Source organism: Marinobacter sp. (genome assembly GCF_041984545.1).
Classification (GTDB): domain Bacteria; phylum Pseudomonadota; class Gammaproteobacteria; order Pseudomonadales; family Oleiphilaceae; genus Marinobacter.
Genome location: NZ_JBHIXV010000045.1, coordinates 1 through 24,902, shown reverse-complemented (window position 1 = coordinate 24,902; position 24,902 = coordinate 1). Strand labels below are relative to the sequence as shown.

Genomic DNA, 24,902 nt, shown 5'->3' with positions numbered 1-24,902 from the left:
GGCAGGCGGGTCTTTCCAAAACTGTAGAGGGCCATGGATGGCCCGATTCAAGCGCACACGGATGTGCTTGTAGCGTGTTTTGGAAAGACCCGCCTGCCGCCCCGCCGCCCAAACCCGAAGGCCAAGACCAGAGTCAGCAATACGTTAAACGGCAAGCACCTCAGAGTGAATGGCCTCCAGGGCAGCCAGAGGATCCGGCGCCTGGGTAATTGGGCGACCGATCACCAGGTAGTCGGAACCGGCCTTGAGGGCATCCGTGGGGGTCATGATGCGCTGCTGGTCGCCCTTGTCGGCGGTCAGGGGTCGAATACCGGGGGTGATCAGCTTGAAGTCAGCGCCCTGCTCTGCCTTGAGCTTGGGGGCTTCCTGCGCTGAGCAGACCACGCCGTCGAGGCCGCAGTTTCTGGTGAGGGTTGCCAGGCGGGAAACCTGGGCTTCCGGAGAATCGGTGATGCCGATACCCGACAGGTCGTCGGCGTTCATGCTGGTCAGCACCGTGACGGCAATCAGCAGTGGCCGGTCGGAACCGAAGGCTTCGAGTTTCTCCCGGCAGGCGGTCATCATCCTCTCGCCGCCAGAGGCGTGAACATTCACCATCCAGACTCCGAGGTCAGCGGCGGCTGCGACGGCCGCGGAGGTGGTGTTGGGGATATCGTGGAATTTCAGGTCGAGAAACACCTCGAAGCCCCGCCTCTGTAGACTTTCCACAAGTTGTGGCCCGGAGCGCGTGAACAGCTCCTTGCCGACTTTCAGGCGGCACTTGGCCGGGTCCAGCTGGTCAACCAGCGCCAGGGCCGGCGTCTGGGAGGGAAAATCGAGAGCGACGATGATCCTGGGATCGTTTGCGGTTTGCACGGTGTTGTTCCTGCGGAGATTTGGTAAAAGTTTATTCGGCTTCAACGCCCTGAATCGGGCGCACCGTTTCCCACTGCTTGCAGCTCGGGCACAGCCAGTGGAGCTGGCGCCCTGAGAAGCCACAGCTCACGCAGCGGTACACGGGGCGGTTGGCCAGGATCAAGTGGCCGATTCGGCTCACCAACCGGCCTTCGTCGGTGGTCATGCCTTTCTCGTAGCCGGCCATTTCCACCAGGCGCAACAGGCCTCGCACGCTTGGCCGGGTTTCCAGTTCCTGTCGTAGAAGGTCGATGGCCGCCGGTCGGCCCGAAGCCCGCTCCACCGACTCTACCAGGGCCAGCAGCAGACTGGTGCTCGGGTAACTCTCGTAAAGCTTGCGCAGTTTCCTCGCCAGTCGGCCGATGTCGCCGTGCTCACGTTCAAGTTTCATCAGCCGGTCAATGGCTTCGGGGCCAAACTCGGGGTTCTGGTCAAACACTTTGAAACAGTGACCACCGGCCTCCCGGTAGCTGCCCTGACGGACCAGCAGCTTCATAAGAATCAGCGTGGCGCGAACACAGGATCGGTCGTACTCCAGGGCCTCTTTCGCCAGTTTCTGGGCCGCCCAGCGATCGTCATGCTTGAGGGCTTCCTCCGCAAGCTCGCAGGTGAGGTAAGCCAGCACCTTGAACATGGCCGGATCGGCGTCACCACGGGTCAGGGTGCGGGCCACCTCAGCGGCCTTGCCCCACTCTTTCTCCTGCTGGTACAGGTCGATCAGTTGCTGTGCCGAATGACGGCCATAGTCCCGGTCGCCCATCAGCTGATGCAGCAATGCTTCTGCCCGATCCAACAGGCCGGCATTGAGATAATCCCTGGCCAGTTCCAGTGTAACCTGCGGAGAAAAACGCGGCGGCAGCTCTGGCCGGGCCAGAAGGTTCTGATGAATCAGGATGGCACGATCCGTCTCGCCTTTGTTGCGGAAATGGCTGCCAATGGAAAGGTGAAGGCTGACGGTGTCCTTGTTGACGGCGAGGGACTGTACGAAGTTTTCGACAGCCTGGTCAGAGTAATTGGTAAAGAGGAACTGCAGTCGATCCCTGACGGATTCTTCATCGGAGATCGTTTTTCCGGAGCGGTTATCACTGCTGCCAAGCCGGCCCACCAGCCAGCCCACTGCCACCGCAACTGTCAGCAGCAGCCACTGAAGTACCATGTCCATTAAAGAGTCCGGTCGTTCTGGGCCCTGGATTTTTCCAATGCCTGCTCGGCGCGATCAAGTCGTTTCTGCAGTGCGCGACGCGATACCGAGGTGCGCACGGTCGCCAGAGTGGTGATCAGAACGCCAACCAGAGCGCCTATCACGAATGCCATGATAATCCAGACCGCAACGCCGTGGGGCTGGGTTTCAAACAGAAGGAAATTGAGGGAAACGGCCATTTGGTTGTTGAGCGAGAACACCAGTGCCAGCAGAATCAGGAATAACACCAACAGAATAAGGATAATCTTCTGCAATCCTGCCATAGCAATAGCGCTCCAGAAGGGCCAGTTGGCCCGAATTGTACCTGTTCCCCGGCCGGCGATTAAAACCCTTTCTTCAAGCTGTCGTTAACCTGCTCTCGCAGCTCCTTGCCGGGCTTGAAATGGGGCACATACTTGGCGGGCAACTGAACGGCTTCGCCTGTCTTGGGATTACGGCCGGTGCGGGCCGCCCGGTGATGAAGAGAAAAACTGCCAAACCCGCGAATCTCAATTCTCTGCCCATCAGCAAGGGATTGGGACATGTGCTCGATGATGGTCTTTACCGCCAGTTCCACATCTTTCACAGAGAGCTGGGTTTGCTTGGAGGCAATCAGCTCGACCAGTTCGGACTTCGTCATGAGGCGTTTCCCTCTTTCATTTTTATTCGGCCGTGGGTTACCGGGTTCCCATGACTACCTAGTTTAGCCAAACCAGAAAAAAACACAAAAAAAACGGGCTCTTAGAGCCCGTTTTTTTCATACCAACCGGAAACTTATTCCTTGTTGGCGTTTTGCTGCTGCATCTGCTCCTTGATGAGATCACCGATGGTGGTCGCACCAGAAGAGGTTTCAGCCGCCTTGCTCCGCACGTTTTCCAGAGCCTGCTTGTCGTCCTCAACGTCTTTGGACTTCACAGACAGGTTGATAATGCGGTTCTTGCGGTCGATGCTGATGATTTTCGCTTCAACTTCCTCGCCTTCTTTCAGCGCGTTGCGTGCGTCTTCAACACGGTCACGGCTGATTTCGGAGGCTTTCAGAACGGCTTCAACTTCGTCGTTCAGGGCAATGGTGGCTGCCTTGGCATCCACGGAAGACACCGTGCCCTTCACGATGGAGCCCTTGTCGTTCAGCTGAACGAACTCGGCGAACGGATCGCTTTCCAGCTGCTTGATACCCAGGGAGATACGCTCACGCTCGGGATCAACAGACAGGATAACGGTCTCAACCTCGTCACCCTTCTTGTACTCGCGAACGGCTTCTTCGCCAGTCTCGTTCCAGCTGATGTCAGACAGGTGAACCAGACCGTCGATGCCACCGTCCAGACCGATGAAGATACCAAAGTCAGTGATGGACTTGATCTTGCCGGAGATGCGGTCGCCCTTGTTAAAGTTGCTGGAGAACTCTTCCCACGGGTTGGCTACACACTGCTTGATACCCAGGGAGATACGACGACGCTCTTCGTCGATATCCAGAATCATCACGTCCACTTCGTCGCCCACCTGGACAACCTTGGACGGATGAATGTTCTTGTTGGTCCAGTCCATTTCGGATACGTGAACCAGGCCTTCAACACCTTCTTCCAGCTCGGCAAAGCAGCCGTAGTCGGTCAGGTTGGTAACACGGGCCTTGACCTTGGAACCTTCCGGGTAACGACCCTTGATGTCGACCCAGGGATCTTCGCCCAGCTGCTTCAGGCCGAGAGATACGCGGTTGCGCTCACGGTCGAACTTCAGGACCTTGACGTTGATCTCGTCGCCCACGTTGACGATTTCGCTCGGATGCTTGATGCGCTTCCAGGCCATGTCAGTGATGTGCAGCAGGCCGTCAACACCACCCAGATCCACGAACGCGCCGTAGTCGGTCAGGTTCTTGACGATACCCTTGATTTCCAGACCTTCGGTCAGGGTCTCGAGCAGAGCTTCACGCTCGGCACTGTTTTCAGCTTCCAGAACGGCGCGGCGGGAAACAACCACGTTGTTACGCTTCTGGTCCAGCTTGATAACCTTGAATTCGAGTTCCTTGTTCTCCAGGTGCGCAGTATCGCGGACCGGACGAACATCTACCAGCGAGCCAGGCAGGAAGGCGCGGATACCGGCCAGATCGACGGTGAAACCACCCTTGACCTTGCCATTGATAATACCCTTGACCACTTCTTCAGCTTCGAAGGACTTCTCGAGAACCTTCCACGCTTCAGCGCGCTTGGCCTTTTCACGGGACAGACGGGTTTCACCGAAACCGTCTTCAACTGCATCGAGAGCCACATCGACAACATCGCCGACAGCTACTTCCAACTCGCCTTTTTCGTTCAGGAACTGGGAGGCGGGGATAACGCCTTCGGACTTCAGTCCGGCGTTAACGGTGACCCAGTCGTTGTCGACGTCAACTACGGTTCCCTGGACGATGGAACCCGGTTGCATGTCAATTTCTTTCAGGCTTTCTTCAAAAAGATCTGCAAAGCTCTCGCTCATTATGAGTCCTATATGATCAACGCAAGTGTGCTCCGTGCCACCAGCAACACGGTCTGTTAACGATTCCGGAGGCAGCCTGTGGCTGGCAGTTGCGCTACATCCGGCCTTTCAACAACAAAAAGGTGTAGTCAGGCCTGGCCTGCTGCGGCCATACACCTGTCCAACACCTCTTCTATACTCAACCCCGTAGAATCAATGACTTGCGCATCATTCGCGGGCTTGAGAGGGGCGGCGGACCGGTTCATATCCCGCTCGTCGCGCACCCGTATCTCCTCTAAAAGGGCGTCAATATTAACATCGACACCCGCGTCCTTCAACTGACTGTAGCGCCGTCTGGCCCTCTCCTCGGCGCTAGCGGTGAGGAAGATCTTCACCGGCGCGTCAGGGAAAACCACCGTGCCCATATCGCGCCCGTCGGCGACCAGCCCGGGAGCCTTACGAAAATCCCGCTGGCGCTGCAACAGGGCATCCCGAACCGGCTGTATTACCGCCACTTTCGACGCGTTATCGCCGGCCGACTCGGTGCGGATTTCCGCGGTCACATCCTGCCCCGCCAGAATCACCTTCACTGGCTCACCGGCCGGCGTGGGCTCGAACTCTACGTCCAGCCCCGCCGCAACCTGCACCAGGCCGGGCTCGTCGTCCAGACCAACGCCCTGACGCACAGCCGCAAGCGCGGTAAGCCGATACAGGGCGCCGCTGTCGAGCAGATGCCAGCCCAGCCTGCGGGCGAGCATCTGGGTAATCGTGCCTTTCCCGGACCCACCCGGCCCGTCGACGGTGATGACCGGAGCGCGGCTGTCGGCCATCACTCACTCCCCTCGGCTTTGATATTGATCCCGGTTTCACGGGCAAGTTCCACAAAACCCGGGAAAGAGGTTGCCACATTGGCGCAATCGTTGATCGTGATATCGCCCGCCGCCCGCAAGGAGGCCACCGCAAACGACATGGCAATCCGATGATCCCCGTGACTGTTCACAGTGCCGCCACCGATCGTTTGCCCCCCATCGATGACAATGCCATCCGGCGTCACGGTGGTTTCCACGCCCAGGGCGGCAAGGCCATCGGCCATCACCTGGATACGATCACTCTCCTTGACCCGCAACTCCTCGGCGCCACGAAGCACGGTACGACCCCGAGCACAGGTGGCCGCGATAAACAGCACCGGAAATTCATCAATGGCCAGGGGCACCTGGTCCTCGGGGATGTCGATGCCCTTGAGCTCGGCAGAACGTACCCTCAGGTCCGCCACCGGCTCGCCGCCAATTTCGCGTTCGTCCAGCACCTCGATATTGGCCCCCATCAGACGCAGGATATTGATTACCCCTACCCGCGTCGGGTTCATACCAACGTGACGCAGCACCAGGTCGGAGCCGGGCGCGATACTCGCGGCCACCAGGAAGAACGCGGCTGAGGAAATGTCGGCCGGCACATCAATGTTGGTGGCGGTCATCTTGCCACCGCCGCTGACGCTCGCCGTTGCGCCATCCCGATGCACGTGATAGCCAAAACCGGCCAGCATGCGTTCGGTGTGGTCCCTCGTTGGTGCCGGCTCGGTCACCGAGGTGCTGCCCTCGGCGTACAGGCCGGCAAGCAGCAGGCAGGACTTCACCTGGGCACTGGCCACGGGCATTTCGTAATGGATACCGGTCAGCGCCTGGCCACCGCGAATTTTCAGCGGCGGGCGGCCGCCCTCTGCGGTTTCGATCACTGCTCCCATGGCCCGCAGCGGCTCTGCCACCCGCCCCATCGGACGCCCCGAAAGGCTGGCATCGCCGGTCAGTTCCGAGTCGAACGGCTGCGCCGCCAGCAAGCCGGCAAACAGACGCATGGCAGTGCCGGAGTTGCCGAGATACAGCGGCCCTCGCGGCGCCTGCAGCCCATGCATGCCGACACCGTGAATCCGCACGAAGCCGTTATCCGGGCCTTCAATGGTCACGCCCATGTCACGGAAGGCCTGAAGCGTAGCGAGGCTGTCCTCACCCTCCAGAAACCCTTTTACCTCGGTCACCCCATCAGCGAGCGCACCGAGCATAATGGAGCGATGAGACATGGACTTGTCGCCGGGCACGCGGATATCACCGGTAATCGCGCCACCGGGCTGAAGACGGAACCTGACCTGTTTAGCACTGTTGTTTGTCACGTAAGCCTGTCCTGAGAGCATCTTGGAAAAATGTTCACGCGCCGCCTTGGCGCGACTGAAAACCCGCAGCAGCGTGGCACTGTCCTGATTGGCGATGGCCGTGCGCAGCTGCTCGAGGTCGTGGGTAAAATGATCAATCACCCGCAGAACCGCGTCGCGGTTCGATAGAAAGATATCGTGCCACATCACCGGATCACTGGCAGCAATCCGGGTAAAGTCCCGGAACCCGCCGGCAGCGTAGCGGAAAATGTCCATGTTCTCGTCTTCCCCGGCCAGGGTATCCACCAGCGAGAACGCGATCAGGTGAGGCAGATGGCTGGTGGCTGCCAGCACTTCGTCGTGATAGGCCACCGACATGGTCAGCACGGTTGCCCCGCAGCCTTCCCAGAGAGCCTGCAAACGCCGCAGGTGAGATTCACTGACGTTGTCCGGCGGCGTAAGAATCACCTTGTGGTTGGCGAAAAGATCGGGGTTGGCCGCCCGGATGCCGCTCTTCTCCGACCCGGCAATGGGATGGCCGGGAATCACCAGCGCCCCCTGGGAACCAAACACCGCCTCTACATCGGCCACAAAACTGGATTTGGTGCTGCCTACATCGGTCAGCACTGCCCCTGGCTCCAGCGCGGGGCGCACCTGTTCAAGCACCGACCGGGTTGCCCGCACCGGCACGGCCAGAACCACCAGGTCGGCGCCGCGAACGGCATCGGCCACCGTTGGCGCGGCCTCGTCGATAACGCCAAGCTGCTGACCCAGGTGCAGATCCTCTTCACGCTGGTCGGAACCAACCACCGTATCCGCAAGCCGGTTACGGCGCATGGCGCTGGCCAGGGAGCCGCCAATCAGCCCGAGGCCAATCACGGCAACCCGCTGGAAGAGTGGTTCCGACCCGCTCATATCAAATGCTTACCCTTGTCGTTCACCCTTAATCACTCAGGCCTGACGCTGTCAGGGCCTTGGCCAGGGCCTCAATGAAGCGCTCATTCTCTTCGGGCAGCCCGACGGACACCCGCAAATGCTGCGGCATGCCATAGCCGGCTATCGGGCGCACAATAACACCGTGAGCCAGCAGGGCCTGATAGACGCCCATGGCATTCTCGCCCACTTCCACCGCGATAAAGTTGCCAGCCGAGGGTATGTAGCTCAATCCCATGGCGTCGAACGCCTGCTCAAGCTGACGCAACCCGGCGGTATTCACCTCCCGGGACCGTTGCAGATAGGCTTCGTCACCCAGAACCGCGGTGGCGGCCGCCAGGGCCACCGTGTCAACGTTAAACGGCTGGCGCACCCGATTGAGCACGTCGGCAATGGCCGGCGAGCTGATGCTGTAACCCACACGAAGCGCGGCCAGCCCCCAGGCTTTGGAGAAGGTGCGACAGACGATCAGGTTCGGGAACCGGGACAACAGCTCAACGCCATCCGGATAGTCTTCACCGGTGAGATATTCGCAGTAGGCCTCGTCCAGCACTACCAGAACGTCCTCGGGAATCTTTTTAAGAAAGGCCTCAATGGCGTCGGCCTTGTGTACGGTTCCGGTCGGGTTGTTGGGGTTGGCAACAAACACCAGACGGGTACGATCGGTAACCGCTGCGGCCATGGCATCCAGGTCGTGTCCCCACTCCCGCGCCGGCACCGATACGCCCATGGCACCGATAGCCTGGGTCACCAGCGGATAAACCGCGAACGCATATTGGGAGAAAACCACTTCCGAGTCGGCATCCGCAAAACAACGGGTGATCACCTCAAGCACATCGTTGGAGCCATTACCCAGGGTAATCTGGTCCATGCCCACGTTCAGCCGGTTCGACAGGGCCTGTCTCAGGTTGAAACCGTTGCCATCGGGATAGAGGCAAAGCTCGGCAAGCGCAGCCTGCGCCGCGGACAGCGCTTTTTCGCTGGGTCCGAGCGGGTTCTCGTTGCTGGCGAGCTTGATGATCTCGGCGGGATTCAGGCCCAGTTCCCGGGCCAGTTCCTCAATCGGCTTGCCCGGCTGATAGGGCGACAGGGCCTGGACTCCGCGAACAGCCAGGCTCTGGTAATCAATGGCCATAATACGTCCTCGACCTGCTTTGCTCAGAGCACGCCAATCGGGTAAGACCCAAGGCGTTTCAGTTCAACGGCTTCCTCATCCACTTCCGCCAGCACCTTGCGAACCTGTTCGTCCTCCACATGCCCCTCGAAATCGATGTAGAACACGTAGGCCCAGGTGCCGCTGGGCGACGGCCGGGTTTCGATGCGCGTCAGGCTGATGCCGTGGCGGTGGAACGGCTCGAGCAGCTTGTACAGGGCCCCCGGCTTGTTGCGCATGGACACCAGGATGGACGATTTATCGTGGCCGCTGGCCGGCACCGCTTCACGACCGATGATCAGGAAACGGGTGGTGTTATCCGGGCGGTCCTCGATGCTGCTGGCCAGCATGTCCAGACCATAGAGCTCAGCAGCCATGTCACCGGCAATCGCTGCCGTGCCGGGCTCAGCGGCAGCGCGGCGGGCCGCCTCCGCATTGCTGGACACGGTCACCCGCTCGACGCCGTAGCGATGGGTATCCAGCCACTGTCGGCACTGGGCGAACGACTGCTGGTGGGAGTAGATACGGGTAATCTCCTGGTCAGCATGCTTGGGCGAAACCAGCAGATGGTGATGAATCCGCAACTGGACCTCACCACAGATTTTCAGGGGTGAGGACATGAACATATCGAGGGTGTGGTTGATCATACCCTCGGTGGAGTTCTCCACCGGCACCACGCCGTAATGGGCCGCCCCGGATTCCACTTCCCGGAACACGGCGTCGATGGCGGGCAGCGGGACGCTGATAACCGAATGCCCGAAATGCTTCAGGGCCGCCGCCTGGGTAAAGGTACCGATCGGCCCCAGGAAGGCAATGTGCATGGGCTTTTCCAAGGCCAGGCAGGCGGACATGATTTCCCGGAACAGCCGGGCCATTTCCTCACCGGACAACGGCCCCGGATTCTGCTCCTTGATCCGCCGGAGTACCTGGGCTTCGCGCTCGGGGCGGTAGAAGAACACGTCCTGCCCCGGATTGGCGGCCATTTTCACGTTGGCCACTTCCTGGGCGCAGGTTGCCCGGGCGCTGATCAGCTCCATGATCTTCTGATCAATCCCGTCGATTTCGTCCCGCAGTTCCGCGAGCCTGGTCTGCTCATCACTCATGATCAGCCACGCTCCTTGGCAAAGTCGGTCATGTAATCAATCAGCGCATCCACACCCGCTTCCGGCATGGCGTTGTAGATGCTTGCCCGCATACCACCGACCGAGCGGTGGCCCGCCAGGTTCAGCAGACCACGGGCGTTGGCGCCCTTCAGGAACTCGCTGTTGAGGGCATCGTCCGCCAGAGTAAACGGCACGTTCATCCAGGAGCGAAAACGGGGGTCGATCGGATTGGCGTAGAAATCGCTGGCATCAATGAAATTGTAGAGCTTGCGGGCTTTGCGCAGGTTGATCTCACCCATCGCCTGAACACCGCCCTGCTCTTTCAGCCATTTGAACACGAGGCCCGCCAGGTACCAGCTGTAGGTGGCCGGCGTGTTGTACATGGAGTCGTTATCCGCAATCACCTGATAGTTCATCATGGTGGGCGTTTCCTTCCGGGCCTTGCCCAGCAGATCCTTGCGGATGATCACCACGACCAACCCAGAGGGGCCGATGTTCTTCTGGGCGCCCGCGTAGATCAACCCGAACTTCGAGACATCCACCGGTCGGGAGAGCATATTGGAGGACATATCCGCCACCAGAGGCACATCGGGGCTGTCTGGCACGAAGTCGAACTCCAGGCCACCGATGGTCTCGTTGGGCGTGTAATGCAGGTAGACGGCCTCGGCGCTGGTTTGCCAGTTGGCCTGATCCGGAATGGTGGTGAAGCCACTGTCTTCGGAGCTGGCCACCACGTTCACCTTGCCGTAGCGACTGGCCTCGGCAATGGCCTTCTTCGACCAGATGCCGGTGTTCACGTAGTCGGCACTGCCCTTGTCGCCCAGGAGGTTCAGGGGAATGGTGGAAAACTGACTGGACGCCCCGCCCTGCATAAACAGCACAGCGTAATCGTCTGATACGCCAGCCAGCTCACGCAGATCCTTCTCTGCAGTTTCGGCAATCTGGACAAACTCGTCGCTGCGATGGCTCATTTCCATCACCGACATGCCGGTGCCGCGCCAGTCGAGCATTTCATCCCGCGCCTGACGAAGCACGCTTTCCGGCAAGGTGGCCGGACCTGCACAAAAGTTATACACCCTGCTCATTTTCCGTTGATCTCTCCAGTCTCGCTGACTCTCTCAGTTGCGCCGGCTTACTCTTCGCCGGCGCCTTCTTCGTTCGCTCCGTCGTTCTCGCCGTCGATGTCTTCATCGTCGGTTTCGGCAATCCGCTCGACGCCCACCAGACGCTCGTCTTCCTGGCTGAGCTTGATCAGGCGAACACCCTGGGTGTTGCGGCTGAGAACGGACACTTCATCGGTACGGGTACGCACCAGCGTGCCCTTGTCGGAGATGAGCATCATTTCATCACCCTCGAACAGCTGCAGGGCAGTAACCAGGTTACCGTTACGCTCGGAACACTGCATGGCAATGACACCCTGGCTGCCCCGGCTGTAGGTCGGGAACTCATCAATGGCCGTGCGCTTGCCGTAGCCGTTCTCGGAGGCGGTCAGAATCACGCCACCTTCCTGAGGGATGATCAGCGACACCACCTGATGGCCTTCCGGCATTCGAATACCGCGCACACCGCGAGCGGTCCGGCTCATCGGGCGCACCGCTTCCTCATTGAAACGCACCGCCTTGCCGGCGCTGGAGAACAGCATCACCTCGGCATCGCCCTGGGTGATGGCGGCGCCGATCAGGGTATCCCCCTCGTCGAGGGACAATGCGATCAGGCCACTGCTACGCGGACGCGAGAAGTTCGGCAGCGGGGTTTTCTTGACCACACCGGCGGACGTGGCCATCAGTACGAACTGGTCTTCCGGATAATCGCGAACCGGCAGGAAGGTGGTGATACGCTCACCTTCTTCCAGAGGCAGGATGTTGACCATGGGCCGGCCACGGGATGCCCGGCTGGCGCGCGGAATCTCGAACACCCGCAGCCAGTAGACCTTGCCGCGGTTGGAGAAGCACAGGATGGTGTCGTGGGAGTTGGCCACCAGCAGCTTCTCAACGAAGTCTTCATCCTTCATGGAGGTGGCGGCCTTGCCGCGACCGCCCCGGCGCTGGGCCTGGTAATCCTCAACCGCCTGGGTCTTGGCGTAACCACTGTGGGAAATGGTCACCACCAGGTCTTCTTCGTCGATCAGGTCGGCGATGGTCAGATCACGACGGGAGCTGGTGATCTCGGTACGTCGCTCGTCGCCAAACTCGGAGACAATGGCTTCCAGCTCTTCACGGATGACCTGGAGCAGGCGCTCCGGATCGCCCAGGATATCCAGCAGATCGGCGATCTTCTCCAGGATTTCCTTGTATTCGTTCTGCAGCTTCTCGGTTTCAAGACCGGTGAGGCGGTGCAGACGCAGATCCAGGATCGCCTGGGCCTGCTCCGGCGACAGGTGGTAGAGGCCGTCGCGCAGACCGTAGATTTCCGGCAGGTCGTCCGGACGGCAGGCATCCTGGCCGGCACGCTCGAGCATGGCCAGCACATCACCCGGTGACCAGCCCTTATCGACCAGCTTTTCCTTGGCCTCGGCCGCCGAAGGCGATGCCTTGATCAGCTCGATCACTTCATCAATGTTGGCTAGGGCAACTGTCAGGCCTTCCAGAATGTGGCCGCGCTCGCGCGCCTTGCGCAATTCGTAGATCGTGCGGCGGGTGACCACTTCCCGGCGATGGCGGATGAACGCATCCAGCAGCTCTTTGAGGTTCAGGGTCTTGGGCTCGCCGTTGATCAGGCCAACCATGTTGATCCCGAATACGGTCTCCAGCTGGGTGTGGGCAAACAGGTTGTTGACCACCACGTCCGGGTTCTCACCGCGGCGCAGCTCGATCACCACCCGGATACCTTCCTTGTTGGACTCGTCCCGCAGCTCGGAAATGCCTTCAACGCGTTTTTCCTTCACCAGCTCGGCGATCTTCTCGATCAGGCGAGCCTTGTTGAGCTGGTACGGCAGCTCGGTGATGATGATGGCGTCGCGGTTGGTTTTGTTATCGTGCTCGATCTCATGGCGGGCACGGATGTAGATACGGCCACGACCAGTCCGATAAGCCTCAACGATACCGGCACGGCCATTGATAATGCCTTGGGTCGGGAAATCCGGGCCCGGGATGAACTCCATCAGCTCATCCACGGTAAGATCCGGGTTATCGATCAGCGCCAGGCAGCCGCTCACCACTTCCTTGAGGTTGTGGGGAGGAATGTTGGTGGCCATACCCACGGCAATACCTGAAGAGCCGTTGACCAGCAGGTTCGGTACCCGGGTGGGCAGCACGTCCGGAATGCGCTCGGTGCCGTCGTAGTTATCGACGAAGTCAACGGTTTCCTTGTCCAGATCCGCCAGCAGGGAGTGGGCAATCTTCTCCATGCGGATCTCGGTGTAACGCATGGCCGCGGCGTTGTCGCCGTCGATGGAACCGAAGTTGCCCTGGCCGTCCACCAGCGGATAACGCAGGGAGAAAGGCTGAGCCATACGAACGATGGTGTCGTAGACTGCCGAGTCGCCGTGGGGATGGTATTTACCGATAACGTCACCCACCACACGGGCGGATTTCTTGTAGGGCTTGTTCCAGTCGTTGTTCAGTTCGGACATGGCGAACAGAACACGACGGTGAACCGGCTTGAGACCGTCCCGCACATCCGGGAGGGCCCGCCCGACGATGACGCTCATGGCGTAATCAAGGTAGGACTGCTTCAACTCGTCTTCAATATTGACCGGCAGGATCTCTTTGGCTAACTCACCCATCGAGAAAGGTTCCTTTGCGTTATCTGGAAGTCGTATCAGGGCCGTGCCCCGGCCCCATAGTTATTCTTCAACAAGCCGCCAAGTCTACCACAGTCGCGCCCTGTCCGGGGCAACTGTGAGGCAGCCTTAATCAAACACCACTGTCTTGTTTTCGAAGGTGATTACCCGGTCTTCGATGTGCGAGCGCAGCCCCCGGGCCAGCACGTTCTTTTCAACGTCCTTGCCAAGGCGAACCATGTCTTCGATGGAGTCGCTGTGGGTAATGCGGATCACGTCCTGCTCGATGATCGGGCCTTCGTCGAGATCCTGGGTGACATAGTGGCAGGTGGCACCGATCAGTTTCACGCCACGGCTGTAGGCCTGGTGATACGGGCGGGCACCTGCGAACGAGGGCAGGAAGCTGTGGTGAATGTTGATCACCTTGCCAGCGTACTTCTCGCACAGCTCGCCCGGCAGGATCTGCATGTAGCGGGCCAGCACCACCACGTCGGCCTCGTACTTCTGGAACAGCTCGTCGATGTGGGCAAAGGCCTCGGCCTTGTTTTCCTTGCTCACCGGCACGTGGTGATAGGGAATCTCGTGCCATTCCACCATTCGCCGCAGGTCGTCGTGGTTGGAGATGACCGCCACAATCTCGGCATTGATCTCCTTGCTGTGCCAACGGTGCAGCAAGTCTGCCACGCAGTGGGATTCCTTGCTGCACATGAGAATGACTTTCTTCGGGCGAGCGGAATCGGCGATGTGCCAGTTCATGTTGAACTCGCGGGCAATGGGCTCGAAGGCCGCGCGGAACTGGTCCAGGCCAAAGGGAATCGAGCTGGCCTTGATCTCGTGCCGCATGAAGAACCACCCGGTCTGCGTATCCGAGTGGTGGCTCGCCTCGGTAATCCAGCCGTTGTAGGTGGACAGGAAATTACTCACCTTGGCGACAATCCCGACCCGGTCCGGGCAGGAAATCACAAGACGATAGGTATGCTCCATGGAAGCCTTTCCTTAACTGAAATACGGGAAAGCAGGTGTGTCAGGGAATCACCGCCAGCGGCGCCGGCAGGTTAACGGTACGCACCTATGAAAATGACCGGCTATCATAGCCTATCTGAACGCCAGAAACGAGGAATGGAGATATGGACAGAGGCCTCTACCAACGTGCAAACGGAAACCCTGCCAGGGTACGCTCAGGCCGCCTCGCGAGGATCGCGGCAATGGTGCTTCTGATCGGTTCGGGCCAGGCGCTCGGCCAGGCAATTCTCGAGGGCGAACGCTTCCACCCGGTCACCGCCAGCCAGGGCATGGTGGCGACCAGCCATACCCTGGCAACCGAAGTGGCGCTGGAAGTCTTGAAGAAAGGCGGTAATGCTGTGGACGCCGCGGTAACCGCCGGCTTTGCCCTGGCCGTTACCCAACCCCGCTCGGGCAATATCGGCGGCGGTGGTTTCATGCTGGTCTCTCCGGGCGACGGCTCCGATCCCGAGGCCATCGACTACCGGGAGAAAGCACCGGCGGCCGCCACAGAAACCATGTTCCAGGACGATGCCGGCAACGTGGTACCCAACCGCAGCCGGTTCACCCACCTGGCAGCGGGCGTGCCCGGCACCGTCGCCGGGTTGGCGTTGGCCCTGGAGCGCCATGGGACCATTTCCCTGCCACAGGCGCTGTCACCGGCCATCAAGCTGGCGCAAGAAGGCTTTATCGTGCCAAGACGCTTCACCGAGGGGCTGGAAGAAGCACGGGAGCGCCTTGAGCGCTGGCCCGCCACGCTCAACACCTTCTACAAACCGGATGGCAGCGCCTGGCAACCCGGCGAACGCTTCCGCCAGCCGGAGCTGGCCGCCACCCTCCAACGGATCTCCGACCAGGGCGTGAAAGGCTTCTACGAGGGCGAAACCGCCCGGCTGATTGCCGCGGAGATGGAACGCCACGGTGGCCTGATTACGCTCGAAGACCTGAAAAACTACCAGCCGGAAGTGCGCCAGCCGGTCCGAGGCACCTACCGGGGCTACGACATCTACTCGATGTCGCCGCCCTCCTCCGGCGGCACTCACATTGTGCAGATCCTGAACATCCTGGAAGGCTACCCCATGGCCGAATTCGGGCACAATTCTGCCGATGCCATCCACCACATGGCCGAGGCCATGAAACTGGCCTACGCCGATCGCTCCAAGTACCTGGGCGACACCGATTATGTGGAGGTGCCGCTGCGGGGCCTGACCAGCAAGGCGTATGCCGAGTCGCTGCGCAAGGGTATCGACCCGCAGCGGGCGACACCGGCCAGCGAGATCGGCCCCGGTGACCCAACGCCCTGGGAAAGCCCGGAAACCACCCACTTCTCGGTGGTGGACAAATGGGGCAACGCGGTCTCCAACACCTACACCATCAACTTCAGTTACGGCTCCGGCATTACCGTGGAAGGCGCCGGCTTCCTGCTCAATAACGAGATGGACGATTTCAGTGCCAAGCCGGGCGTGCCCAACGCGTACGGACTGATTGGCGGCGAAGCGAACAAGGTGGCGCCGGGCAAGCGCATGCTCAGCTCCATGTCGCCCACCATTGTCCGGAAAAACGGTCAGAACTGGCTGGTGACCGGCAGCCCGGGCGGCTCACGAATCATCACCACAACCTTGCAGGTGATCCTCAATGTGATTGATCATGGAATGAACATACAGACCGCCGTCAGCGTGCCCCGCATTCATCACCAGTGGCTGCCGGACGAAATCCGTATCGAGCAGGGCATCAGCCCTGACACCGTCCGCATTCTGGAAGAACGGGGCCACGCGGTGGTCGGTGGATCGGCCATGGGCGCCATCCAGAGCATCCTCAGGGAGGAGGACGGAACCCTGCACGGCGGGGCAGATCCAAGGAGAAGCACCTCCTCCGCCATGGGTTACTGAAACACGATTGAGACCGGCAATTGACCAGGGTCACATCCCTGAAAGGAGGCAGCATGTATCTTTCTGTACAACTGAGCTGGTATCCGCTCAACGAAGAGTACAAAGAGCCCATTCGTAACCTGATTGCCAGGCTTGAACAGACCGGCCTGGAGGTTTACCCGGGCCGAATGAGCACGGAAATCTTCGGCGACTACGACGAGGTGATGTCTGTACTCTCGGACACCATGAAGTGGTCCTTTGAAACCTACGGCAAGTCGGTCTTTGTGGCGAAGATCATGGAGGGCGATCGGAGACCCAGATGACAACACCCGAAGGTCCGGGCAATTCCAGGCGAACCCCGGACGACAACCGGCAACCGGTGGTGCCGAACCAGTATTCCTTCCTGTGGCTCAGCGCTGCCATATTCCTGGTGGTGCTATGGCTGCAGGATGGCAACCAGCCCCGGCTCCACGAACTGGCCTACTCGGAGTTCAAGACAGCGGTGACCAACGGCCAGGTGGCGGAGGTAACCCTCAGACAGGAAGCCATCACCGGCCTGTTCACTGACAGTGGCGCCGCCACATTCAGCACAGACAGCCCGCCCACTGGCAGCAGCCGCGGATTTCGGACCATTCGCCCACCCATGGAAGATCCGGCCTTGCTCGGCCTTCTGGAAGACCATCAGATCACCATTCGAGCGGCACCGTCCAGCCTGCCGTGGTGGCAGGAAATGATCCGCAGCTTTCTGCCCTGGCTCCTGTTCCTGGCCCTTATGTTCTGGTTCTGGGGCGCTGCACAGAAGCGCATGACCCAGGGCGGCGGCCCGTTCAACTTCGGACGCTCCAAAGCCCGACGGGCCCGCCGGGAGACTTCCAATACCACCCTGGACGACGTTGCCGGCATTGAGTCGGCGAAACGGGAAATCGGTGAGATTATCGACTTCCTGAAAGCCCCGGAGAAATACCGCGCGCTCGGTGCTGTCATGCCCAAAGGCGTGCTGCTGGTCGGTCCGCCCGGCACCGGTAAAACCCTGCTGGCCCGAGCCATCGCCGGTGAGGCCGAGGTGCCCTTCTACAGCATCAGCGCCTCGGAATTCATTGAGATGTTTGTGGGTGTGGGTGCGGCCCGGGTGCGGGACATGTTCGAGGAAGCCCGCAAAGACGCGCCCGCACTGATTTTTATTGACGAACTGGATGCCGTTGGCCGCTCCCGGGGTGCCGGCCTGGGTGGCGGGCACGATGAGCGGGAACAGACCCTGAACCAGATCCTGACGGAAATGGATGGCTTCGAGGCCCATGAGAACGTGCTCGTGCTGGCAGCCACCAACCGTCCCGACGTGCTCGACAGCGCCCTGCTCCGCCCCGGCCGGTTCGACCGCAAGATCACCCTGGACCGCCCCCACAAGAACGCCCGCTCCGCCATCCTTCAAGTGCATGTACGCAAGGTACCACTGGCCAATGACGTGGACCTGGAGCAGATCGCCGCACGCACCATCGGCTTCTCCGGGGCTGACCTCAAAAACCTGGTGAACGAAGCCGCGCTCACCGCCGCCCGGGAAAACCTCAAGGAGGTGAACAACCACTGCTTCGAGCTGGCCCGGGACCGGATCATCCTTGGCGAGGAGCGAGACATGCAGCTTTCGCCGACCGAGCGCGAGGCCGTGGCCTACCACGAGTGCGGCCACGCCATCATGGCCTACTACATGCCCAATGCCGACCCCCTCACCCGGGTGACCATTATCCCTCACGGCATGGCCATGGGCGTCACCGAGCAGACGCCCCGTGAAGATCACTACACCTACACCGAAAGCTACCTGCGGGACCGCATCAAGGTGATGCTGGGCGGTCGCTGTGCGGAAAAGCTGGTCTACGGAGAGGTCAGCACCGGTGCCCAGAACGACCTGAAGGAAGCCACCGCCCTCGTGCGGAAGATGATCGGACAGTGGGGCATGAGCGAGAAAATCGGCCCCCTCGGCCTCAACATTGGCGAGGAGCACGTGTTCCTGGGCCGGGAAATGGGCCTGCCCCGGGAATTCAGCGAAAAGATGGCCGAGCTGGTGGATACGGAAATCCAGTCGCAGCTCCTGGCCCAGGAGAAAGCAACCCTGGACTTCCTCAAAGAGCACCGCCGCCAGCTCGAAGCCCTGGCCCGTGCGGTACTGGAACACGAGACCCTGTCGGCCGAGCAGATTGGCGACATTCTGCAAAAAGAGGACGCGAGGAAGATTGCCTGAACGGCCTGTTCAGACCTGGCCCACCAGGTCGTGACTGAACAGGGCAAGGCAAAACCCAACCACGGCGCCCAGGGGCGGCCCCCAGTGTTTGTCCAGCCGGGATTGCGGCGCAATGTCCTGGAAAATCAGGTACAGGATGCCCCCGGAAGCAAACAGCATGATTGCACCCAGAGCAAAGGGGCGGCCGGTCAGGAAGAAATAGCCCAGCAGGCCTGCAAGAGGCCCTGTAACCACCAGGCAGCTCATGAAGATGAGCGTCTTTCGGGAGGTGTAGCCGGGCAGGCAGACAATTTCACGATAGGCATTGAAGCCTTCCGGAAGGTTCTGCAACGCAATCAGCACCGCCATCAGTGCCGCGGTTTCCGGGCTCACCACCGCAAGCCCTCCCAACGCAGTCGCCTCGGGAATGAAATCGAGCATCACGCCCATCAACTGGGGAGATTCCCGACGTTTGAGGCCCAGTATCCGCTCGATCACAAAGAATACAAAGCCGCCGAGAATGATGGTGGGAATGGCCCAGAGCGAGTCGCCCATACTGGCCTGCCCCTCGGGAATCAACACCACCGCCACAGCGCCCAGCAGAATGCCGCCGCCGAGGGCAATCAGAAAGTGACGGAACTCCTGATCCAGCCATCCTGGGCGTATCCTCTCGAAACTGGCCAGTAACCCGCCAAGGGGAATACAGGCACCGGCCAGTACGGTAAGGCCAACGATGTGTAAGACGTGCTCCAGCATGGCAGGTTCGTGCTCCGGAAACGTGGCGTTTGCTCAGCCCAGAGCCTAGCAGGTTCTGGCAAGCCTAGCGCCTCAGGGACACTAGCGCCACTCGAGCGTCTTCGGTTCCGTTGCGTGTTCGCAGAACAGGTGCCCCACATCGGGAATCGCAAAACAACGGTCGCCACGCTGGGGCTGGCGGCTGTTGAATTCAGTGTGGCTGATGCCCACTTCCCAGATCTCCTCGCTCTCCCAGCCGTCGGGCTTGAGCTCAATGCGCACCTCGGCTCCAATCAGGTTGATGGCCTCGATCCGGAACGGCAGATGGGCGCTGTCGCTGGCGTGCTGGGAAAGACGCACCTCGTGGGGGCGGAGGTAAAGCTGGCCATCGTCGTTCTCACAGCTCCGGGGCAGGCGGATCCAGGCCTCACCCTGGCGCATCACGCCATCCTGTATCCGGCCCGAGAGCACGTTTACCTGGCCGAGAAATTCGAAGACAAACCGGCTGTCTGGCCGGCCGTAGAGCTCCAGGGGCGTATCCACCTGCTCAATCCGGCCGTTGCTCATTACCACCACCTGGTCGGAGAGCTCCAGGGCCTCTTCCTGGTCGTGGGTTACAAACACGCTGGTGAAGTGAAGCTCATCGTGCAGGCTCCGCAGCCAGCGGCGCAGGTCCTTACGCACTTTGGCATCCAGGGCGCCGAACGGCTCGTCCAGCAGCAGAATCTCCGGTTTCATGGCCATGGCGCGGGCCAGGGCAATGCGCTGCTTCTGGCCGCCGGAGAGCTGCGCCGGATACCGGTTGGCCAGGTGCTCCAGCTGCACCATCTCCAGCAGTTCCTGTACCCGCTTGCGGATCTCGGGTTTGGACGGGCGCTCACTGCGGGGCAACACATCCAGGCCAAAAGCCACGTTCTGGGCCACGGTCATGTGGCGGAACAGAGCGTAATGCTGAAACACAAACCCGACGCGACGGTCGCGCACGTGAAGGTCGGTCACGTCTTTGCCACTGAAACGGATGCTGCCCTGCTCCGGCGTCTCAAGGCCGGCAATGATACGCAGCAGCGTGGTCTTGCCGGAACCGGACGGCCCCAGCAGTGCCGTCAGCTGACCATCCGGGATGGTCAGGTTGATGTCATGCAGGGCCTGGAACTTGTCGAAAAACTTGTTGATACCCTGTATCTCGATACTCATGGAGAACCCTTAATTACGACTCTGACGCCACTCAATGATGGCCTTCACGACAAGCGTAAGCAGCGCAATGCCCGCCAGCAGGGACGATGCGGCAAAGGCCCCGACAATGTTGTAATCCTGATACAGCAGCTCTACCTGCAGCGGCAGGGTATTGGTTTCGCCGCGGATATTACCGGAGACCACCGATACCGCGCCAAATTCCCCCACCGCCCGGGCGTTGGTGAGAATCACGCCGTACAAGAGTGCCCAGCGGATATTGGGCAAAGTCACCCGGCGGAACAGCTGCCAGCCAGAGGCGCCAAGCACCACGCCGGCTTCCTCCTCTTCCCGACCGTGCTGCTGCATCAGCGGAATCAGTTCCCGGGCGACGAACGGACAGGTGACAAACACCGTTACCATCACAATACCCGGCCAGGAGAACATCAGCTGGATATCGTGCTCACCCAGCCACTGCCCGATCCAGCCGTTGCTGCCATAGAGCAACAGGTACAACAGACCGGCCACGACTGGCGATACCGCGAACGGAATATCAATCAGCGTTGCCAGCAGTTTTCGCCCGGGAAACGTGAAACGGGTAACCAGCCAGGCCAGGAAAACCCCGAACACCAGGTTCAGTGGCACCGTCAGCAGGGCCACCAGAAGGGTCAGGCCGATCGCATGCAGGGTGTACTCGCTCAGGATGTTGCTGATATAGCCGCCCCACCCGTCTGCGAAGGCCTGCACAAAAATCAGCACCAGGGGCATGAACAGAAGCAGCACGGTCATGCCAACTGCCAGGCCAATCAGGGTGCGGCGCACCAGCGGTGTATCGCCCACACGGCGATGTTTGCGAGTTGCCATATCAGCCTCCGTGCAGGCGCTTGAGATAACGCCCCTGCCAGACATTGATCGCCAGCAGCAACAACAGCGACACCGTCATCACCACAGCTGCAATGGCACTGGCCGCCGGGAAATCGTATTCCTCAAGGCGCACAAAAATCATCAGGCTGATCACTTCACTGACGTACGGGGAATTACCGGCAATAAAGATAACGGCCCCGTATTCGCCCAGGCTGCGGGCAAACGACAGGGCGCCACCGGTGACAACCGCGGGCCAGAGCATGGGAAACAGGATTTTCCGGAACACCGTCAGATCCGAGGCACCGAGGCTCATGGCCGCCTCTTCGTCTTCCGGCGCCAGCTCCTCGAGCACCGGCTGAACGGTGCGCACAACAAACGGAACACTGGTAAAGGCCATGGCCACCACAATCCCCACAGGCGTGAAGGCTACCTCAACACCCAGTTCGGCCAGGTACTGGCCATACCAGCCGCTTTCGGCGAACAGGGTTGCCAGAGTGATGCCCGCAACCGCCGTTGGCAATGCAAACGGCAGGTCCATGATGGCGTCGAGCAGGCGTTTACCGGGAAACTCGTACCGCACCAGCACCCAGGCCAGCAGCAGACCGAACACACAGTTGAACAGCGATGCCGCCAGCGCTGCCAGGGCCGTAACCTTATACGAGGCGACCACCCGGGGATCGGTGATGACGAACCAGAATTCTTCCCAGCCCATGCCCGCTGCCCGAATAAACAGGCCGCTGATGGGGAGCAAAAGAACCAGACTGATAAAGAAAAGCGAAATGCCGAGGCTCAGTCCGAACCCCGGCAGCACGCGCTTGGTGGCAGAAGCGCTCAGCTTTTTCGCCGGGCGCTCTGCAGTGTCAGTGGTAGCCATGGATCAGTTGCGCATCCCTTAGCGGCGACGTTGCAACTGGTCCAGTTTTCCACCGCTGGCAAAGTGGGTTTCCATCGCGTTCTCCCAGCTGCCTGCAATGTCCTGGATCGGCATCAGCTTAAGCTCTGGGAACTTCTCGGCCACTTCCTTCTTCACCGTCTCGTTGTGAACCCGATAGTTGAAGCTGGCCAGCAAGCGCTGCGCCTCTTCAGAGTACAGGTGCTTGAGATAGGCCTGCGCAACGTCTTCAGTGCCCTTCTTTTCGATGTTTTTGTCAATCCAGGTAACCGGGAACTCGGCAAGGAAGCTTACCTTCGGAACCACCACCTGGAAATTCTTGTCCGGGTTCAGTTCCGGAATGTTGTTCACCTCAGACTCGAACGTCAGCAGTACGTCACCCAGGCCACGCTCAACAAAGGTGGTGGTGGCGCCACGGCCGCCGGAGTCGAATACCTTAACCTGGCCCAGCAGATCACTCAGGAAGGCGTCAATTTTTTCCTGATCGTCGCCAAACCGGTCCTGGGCATAGCCCAGAGCGGCCAGATAGGTGTAACGGCCGTTACCGGACGTCTTCGGGTTCGGCATGATGAGCTCAACGTCTTCGCGCACCAGGTCGTCCCAGTTCTGGATGTTCTTGGGGTTACCCTCACGCACCAGGAACGCCATGGTGGAATAGTACGGTGAACTGTTGTTGGGCAGGCGTGACGCCCAGTCCTCAGGAATCAGGTTGCCACGCTCGGCCAGGATGTTGACGTCTGTTACCTGGTTGTAGGTCACCACATCGGCGTCCAGGCCTTGAAGAATGGCGCGCGCCTGCTTCGAAGAGCCAGCGTGGGACTGCTGGATGTTGACCGATTGACCGGTCTTCTCTTTCCAGTACTCCTGGAACAGAACGTTGTATTCCGCGAACAACTCACGGGCGATGTCGTAGGAAGAATTAAGCAGCTCACGCTCCTGGGCAGTGGCCGGGCCCGACAGCGAGAACGCCAACGCCAGCGCGCTGAACCAGAGCCCCTTGCGCGCCTTGGAACCGGAAAAACTTGAATTTGGCATACTGGGCATAGCTCCCTGTTGACAAAGAATCTTGATATGCACTTAGAGAATAAGGGTCGTGCTTGGTTAGAACGCAAAGATAAGGTACGAGAATAGTAAGAACAATGCCCGCACTAGATGATTTAAGACTGCCTTGGAAACTTTTGGTTATAACTGCGGAGCGCCTGCACAAAGGAACAGCATGACAAGCCCATCACAGGAGCAACTTGCGCCTTCCAGCTACACTTATAAAACAACAGCGAGGGAAAGCGGGCATTTTCAGGCACCAAGGGATCGTTCCATTAACAGCAGACGGACATCAGCTATCAGAACCCTGAACACGCTCAAAGTTCGACTAGTACTGTCTTTCGGCCTCCTGATCCTGGCTGCCACGGCCGTTGGCACCTGGCTGACCAGCGATCTGGCGATGAACGCTTTGCGCAAATCCACCGGACAGAACCTGCAGGAAGTATCCGTTCAGCTCCGGGATAAAATCGAGCTGGATCTTCACGAGCGTTACAGCGACCTGGCCGTAGCGGCGGCGTTATCAAACCAGCAACTCCTGAAACGGCAAACCGGCGATATCACGGTTCTTCTCAATGCACTCGCGGCAAACTTCTCGAGTTACGCCTGGATAGGCCTTACGTCCCCAGAGGGCGAGGTTCTGGCGAGTACCGGCAATCTCCTGAAAGGCATGGATGTCAGTCACCGCCCCTGGTTCCAGGAAGCCCGTGACGGCCCCTATCTAGGTGACGTGCACGAGGCATTGTTGCTCGAGGAAAAGCTCAACAACGAGTCCGGCGCGCCCCTGCGCTTTGTGGATGTGGCCGTGCCGCTCCAGGACGCCAATGGGAACTTCAACGGCGTACTGGGCGCCCATCTTTACCTGGACTGGGTCGCCAGTATCGGGCAATCCCTGCTCTCTCCCCTGCAGGACCGTCTGCAGGCAGAGCTGATACTGGCCGACAAGAACGGAGTGGTGATGATCGGCCCCGAGGGAAGCGTCGGGCAAAAACTGAATGAGCAAATCCTGCAGGCAGCCAACTCCGACATTCCCGGATACGTCACCCTGCCCATGACCATGGCGGGTGAAGACGGCACCGAGCCCTACCTCGTGGGATACAGCCGTCTGCGCGACCGTGAGGAGTACGCCACCTTCAACTGGCTGGTCCTTGTACGAAAACCCGCCACCGAAGCCTTTCAGCCCGCGCAGGCACTGCGCAACACGCTGATCTACGGCGGCGCACTGCTGGCCCTGATGCTGATTGCCTTTGCGGTTTTCACCGCCCGGCGCACGACACGCCCCCTGTTACAGATGGCACGTGAAGCCAACCGCATCGACTTCAACAACCCCGCCACCCTGATTCAGCTTCGCGACGACTATGAGGAAGTTCGGGTACTTTCATCCGTGTTGCGGGACCTGCTTTACCGGCTGGCCCGGAAAACCCAACAGATGAACGATCTGAATGCCAGCCTGGAACACCGGGTATCCGAGCGCACCCGGGCACTGGAAGAGGAGTTATGGTGATTTCTGGTGTATGGAAGCAGGTTGAAGGGGTGGCGTATCCTG

General features: G+C 60.1%; 21 protein-coding genes. 4 read left to right on the top strand and 17 right to left on the bottom strand.

Annotated elements, in window-relative coordinates:
* Positions 1–144: 144 nt before the first annotated feature.
* From pyrF to purU, 12 genes are all read right to left on the bottom strand, one after another.
* On the bottom strand, positions 145–855 hold the full coding sequence (gene pyrF, locus ACFC20_RS16205) for an orotidine-5'-phosphate decarboxylase (RefSeq protein WP_375193912.1): 711 nt from the start codon (positions 853–855) through the stop codon (positions 145–147).
* A 31-nt stretch (positions 856–886) separates the two neighbouring features.
* On the bottom strand, positions 887–2,056 hold the full coding sequence (lapB, locus tag ACFC20_RS16200; RefSeq protein WP_375193911.1) for a lipopolysaccharide assembly protein LapB: 1,170 nt from the start codon (positions 2,054–2,056) through the stop codon (positions 887–889).
* Positions 2,056–2,358, bottom strand: a complete 303-nt coding sequence (locus ACFC20_RS16195) for a LapA family protein (protein WP_091984573.1) — start codon at positions 2,356–2,358, stop codon at positions 2,056–2,058. The genes lapB and ACFC20_RS16195 overlap by 1 nt, the downstream gene beginning before the upstream one ends.
* A 59-nt stretch (positions 2,359–2,417) precedes the next feature.
* The gene (locus ACFC20_RS16190) at positions 2,418–2,714 is read right to left on the bottom strand and encodes an integration host factor subunit beta (protein ID WP_008172061.1); all 297 of its coding nucleotides are present in this window, start codon (positions 2,712–2,714) and stop codon (positions 2,418–2,420) included.
* 134 nt (positions 2,715–2,848) lie between these two features.
* Positions 2,849–4,543: a 30S ribosomal protein S1 gene (rpsA, locus tag ACFC20_RS16185; RefSeq protein ID WP_375193910.1), complete on the bottom strand. Its 1,695-nt coding sequence runs from the start codon at positions 4,541–4,543 to the stop codon at positions 2,849–2,851.
* Positions 4,544–4,671: 128 nt separating this feature from the next.
* Positions 4,672–5,352 carry a (d)CMP kinase gene (cmk, locus tag ACFC20_RS16180; protein WP_375193909.1) on the bottom strand — a complete coding sequence of 227 codons (681 nt, stop codon included), beginning with the start codon at positions 5,350–5,352 and terminating at the stop codon, positions 4,672–4,674.
* Entirely contained in the window at positions 5,352–7,580 is a 2,229-nt protein-coding gene (locus tag ACFC20_RS16175; RefSeq protein ID WP_375193908.1) for a bifunctional prephenate dehydrogenase/3-phosphoshikimate 1-carboxyvinyltransferase, read from the bottom strand. The genes cmk and ACFC20_RS16175 overlap by 1 nt, the downstream gene beginning before the upstream one ends.
* A 28-nt stretch (positions 7,581–7,608) precedes the next feature.
* Positions 7,609–8,733 (bottom strand): histidinol-phosphate transaminase, encoded by a 1,125-nt coding sequence (gene hisC / locus ACFC20_RS16170; protein WP_375193907.1) that lies wholly within the window; start codon positions 8,731–8,733, stop codon positions 7,609–7,611.
* A 23-nt stretch (positions 8,734–8,756) separates the two neighbouring features.
* Positions 8,757–9,854, bottom strand: coding sequence for a prephenate dehydratase (gene pheA, locus ACFC20_RS16165; protein WP_375193906.1), 1,098 nt, complete (start codon positions 9,852–9,854; stop codon positions 8,757–8,759).
* A 2-nt stretch (positions 9,855–9,856) separates the two neighbouring features.
* Positions 9,857–10,939, bottom strand: coding sequence for a 3-phosphoserine/phosphohydroxythreonine transaminase (gene serC / locus ACFC20_RS16160; RefSeq protein WP_375193905.1), 1,083 nt, complete (start codon positions 10,937–10,939; stop codon positions 9,857–9,859).
* 47 nt (positions 10,940–10,986) lie between these two features.
* Complete coding sequence (gene gyrA / locus ACFC20_RS16155) at positions 10,987–13,578, bottom strand: DNA gyrase subunit A (RefSeq protein ID WP_375193904.1); 2,592 nt, start codon at positions 13,576–13,578, stop codon at positions 10,987–10,989.
* Positions 13,579–13,704: 126 nt separating this feature from the next.
* On the bottom strand, positions 13,705–14,559 hold the full coding sequence (purU, locus tag ACFC20_RS16150; RefSeq protein WP_375193903.1) for a formyltetrahydrofolate deformylase: 855 nt from the start codon (positions 14,557–14,559) through the stop codon (positions 13,705–13,707).
* A gap of 143 nt (positions 14,560–14,702) precedes the next feature.
* Between purU and ggt the strand changes: the two genes are divergently transcribed.
* Genes ggt through ftsH form a run of 3 tightly spaced genes read left to right on the top strand, consistent with a single transcriptional unit; the run spans position 14,703 to position 18,678 of the window.
* On the top strand, positions 14,703–16,466 hold the full coding sequence (gene ggt, locus ACFC20_RS16145) for a gamma-glutamyltransferase (RefSeq protein WP_375193902.1): 1,764 nt from the start codon (positions 14,703–14,705) through the stop codon (positions 16,464–16,466).
* Between the two features lie 53 nt (positions 16,467–16,519).
* Positions 16,520–16,768 carry a thiamine-binding protein gene (locus ACFC20_RS16140; protein ID WP_375193901.1) on the top strand — a complete coding sequence of 83 codons (249 nt, stop codon included), beginning with the start codon at positions 16,520–16,522 and terminating at the stop codon, positions 16,766–16,768.
* Entirely contained in the window at positions 16,765–18,678 is a 1,914-nt protein-coding gene (gene ftsH / locus ACFC20_RS16135; protein WP_375193900.1) for an ATP-dependent zinc metalloprotease FtsH, read from the top strand. The genes ACFC20_RS16140 and ftsH overlap by 4 nt, the downstream gene beginning before the upstream one ends.
* Positions 18,679–18,687: 9 nt before the next feature.
* On the opposite strand, the gene ACFC20_RS16130 is transcribed toward ftsH, so the two are convergent.
* The 5 genes from ACFC20_RS16130 to cysP all read right to left on the bottom strand — a co-directional run bounded on the left by ACFC20_RS16130 (position 18,688) and on the right by cysP (position 23,353).
* Positions 18,688–19,413 (bottom strand): ZIP family metal transporter, encoded by a 726-nt coding sequence (locus tag ACFC20_RS16130; RefSeq protein WP_375193899.1) that lies wholly within the window; start codon positions 19,411–19,413, stop codon positions 18,688–18,690.
* Between the two features lie 81 nt (positions 19,414–19,494).
* Positions 19,495–20,586 carry a sulfate/molybdate ABC transporter ATP-binding protein gene (locus ACFC20_RS16125; RefSeq protein ID WP_375193898.1) on the bottom strand — a complete coding sequence of 364 codons (1,092 nt, stop codon included), beginning with the start codon at positions 20,584–20,586 and terminating at the stop codon, positions 19,495–19,497.
* 9 nt (positions 20,587–20,595) lie between these two features.
* Complete coding sequence (gene cysW / locus ACFC20_RS16120) at positions 20,596–21,426, bottom strand: sulfate ABC transporter permease subunit CysW (RefSeq protein ID WP_375193897.1); 831 nt, start codon at positions 21,424–21,426, stop codon at positions 20,596–20,598.
* A 1-nt stretch (position 21,427) separates the two neighbouring features.
* A complete protein-coding gene (gene cysT, locus ACFC20_RS16115) occupies positions 21,428–22,300 on the bottom strand; it encodes a sulfate ABC transporter permease subunit CysT (RefSeq protein ID WP_375193896.1) in 873 nt (290 codons plus the stop codon).
* Positions 22,301–22,318: 18 nt separating this feature from the next.
* The gene (gene cysP, locus ACFC20_RS16110) at positions 22,319–23,353 is read right to left on the bottom strand and encodes a thiosulfate ABC transporter substrate-binding protein CysP (protein ID WP_375193895.1); all 1,035 of its coding nucleotides are present in this window, start codon (positions 23,351–23,353) and stop codon (positions 22,319–22,321) included.
* A gap of 181 nt (positions 23,354–23,534) precedes the next feature.
* Here cysP and ACFC20_RS16105 point away from each other — a divergent pair, with 181 nt between their 5' ends.
* Positions 23,535–24,860: a hypothetical protein gene (locus ACFC20_RS16105; protein WP_375193894.1), complete on the top strand. Its 1,326-nt coding sequence runs from the start codon at positions 23,535–23,537 to the stop codon at positions 24,858–24,860.
* Positions 24,861–24,902 lie beyond the last annotated feature (42 nt).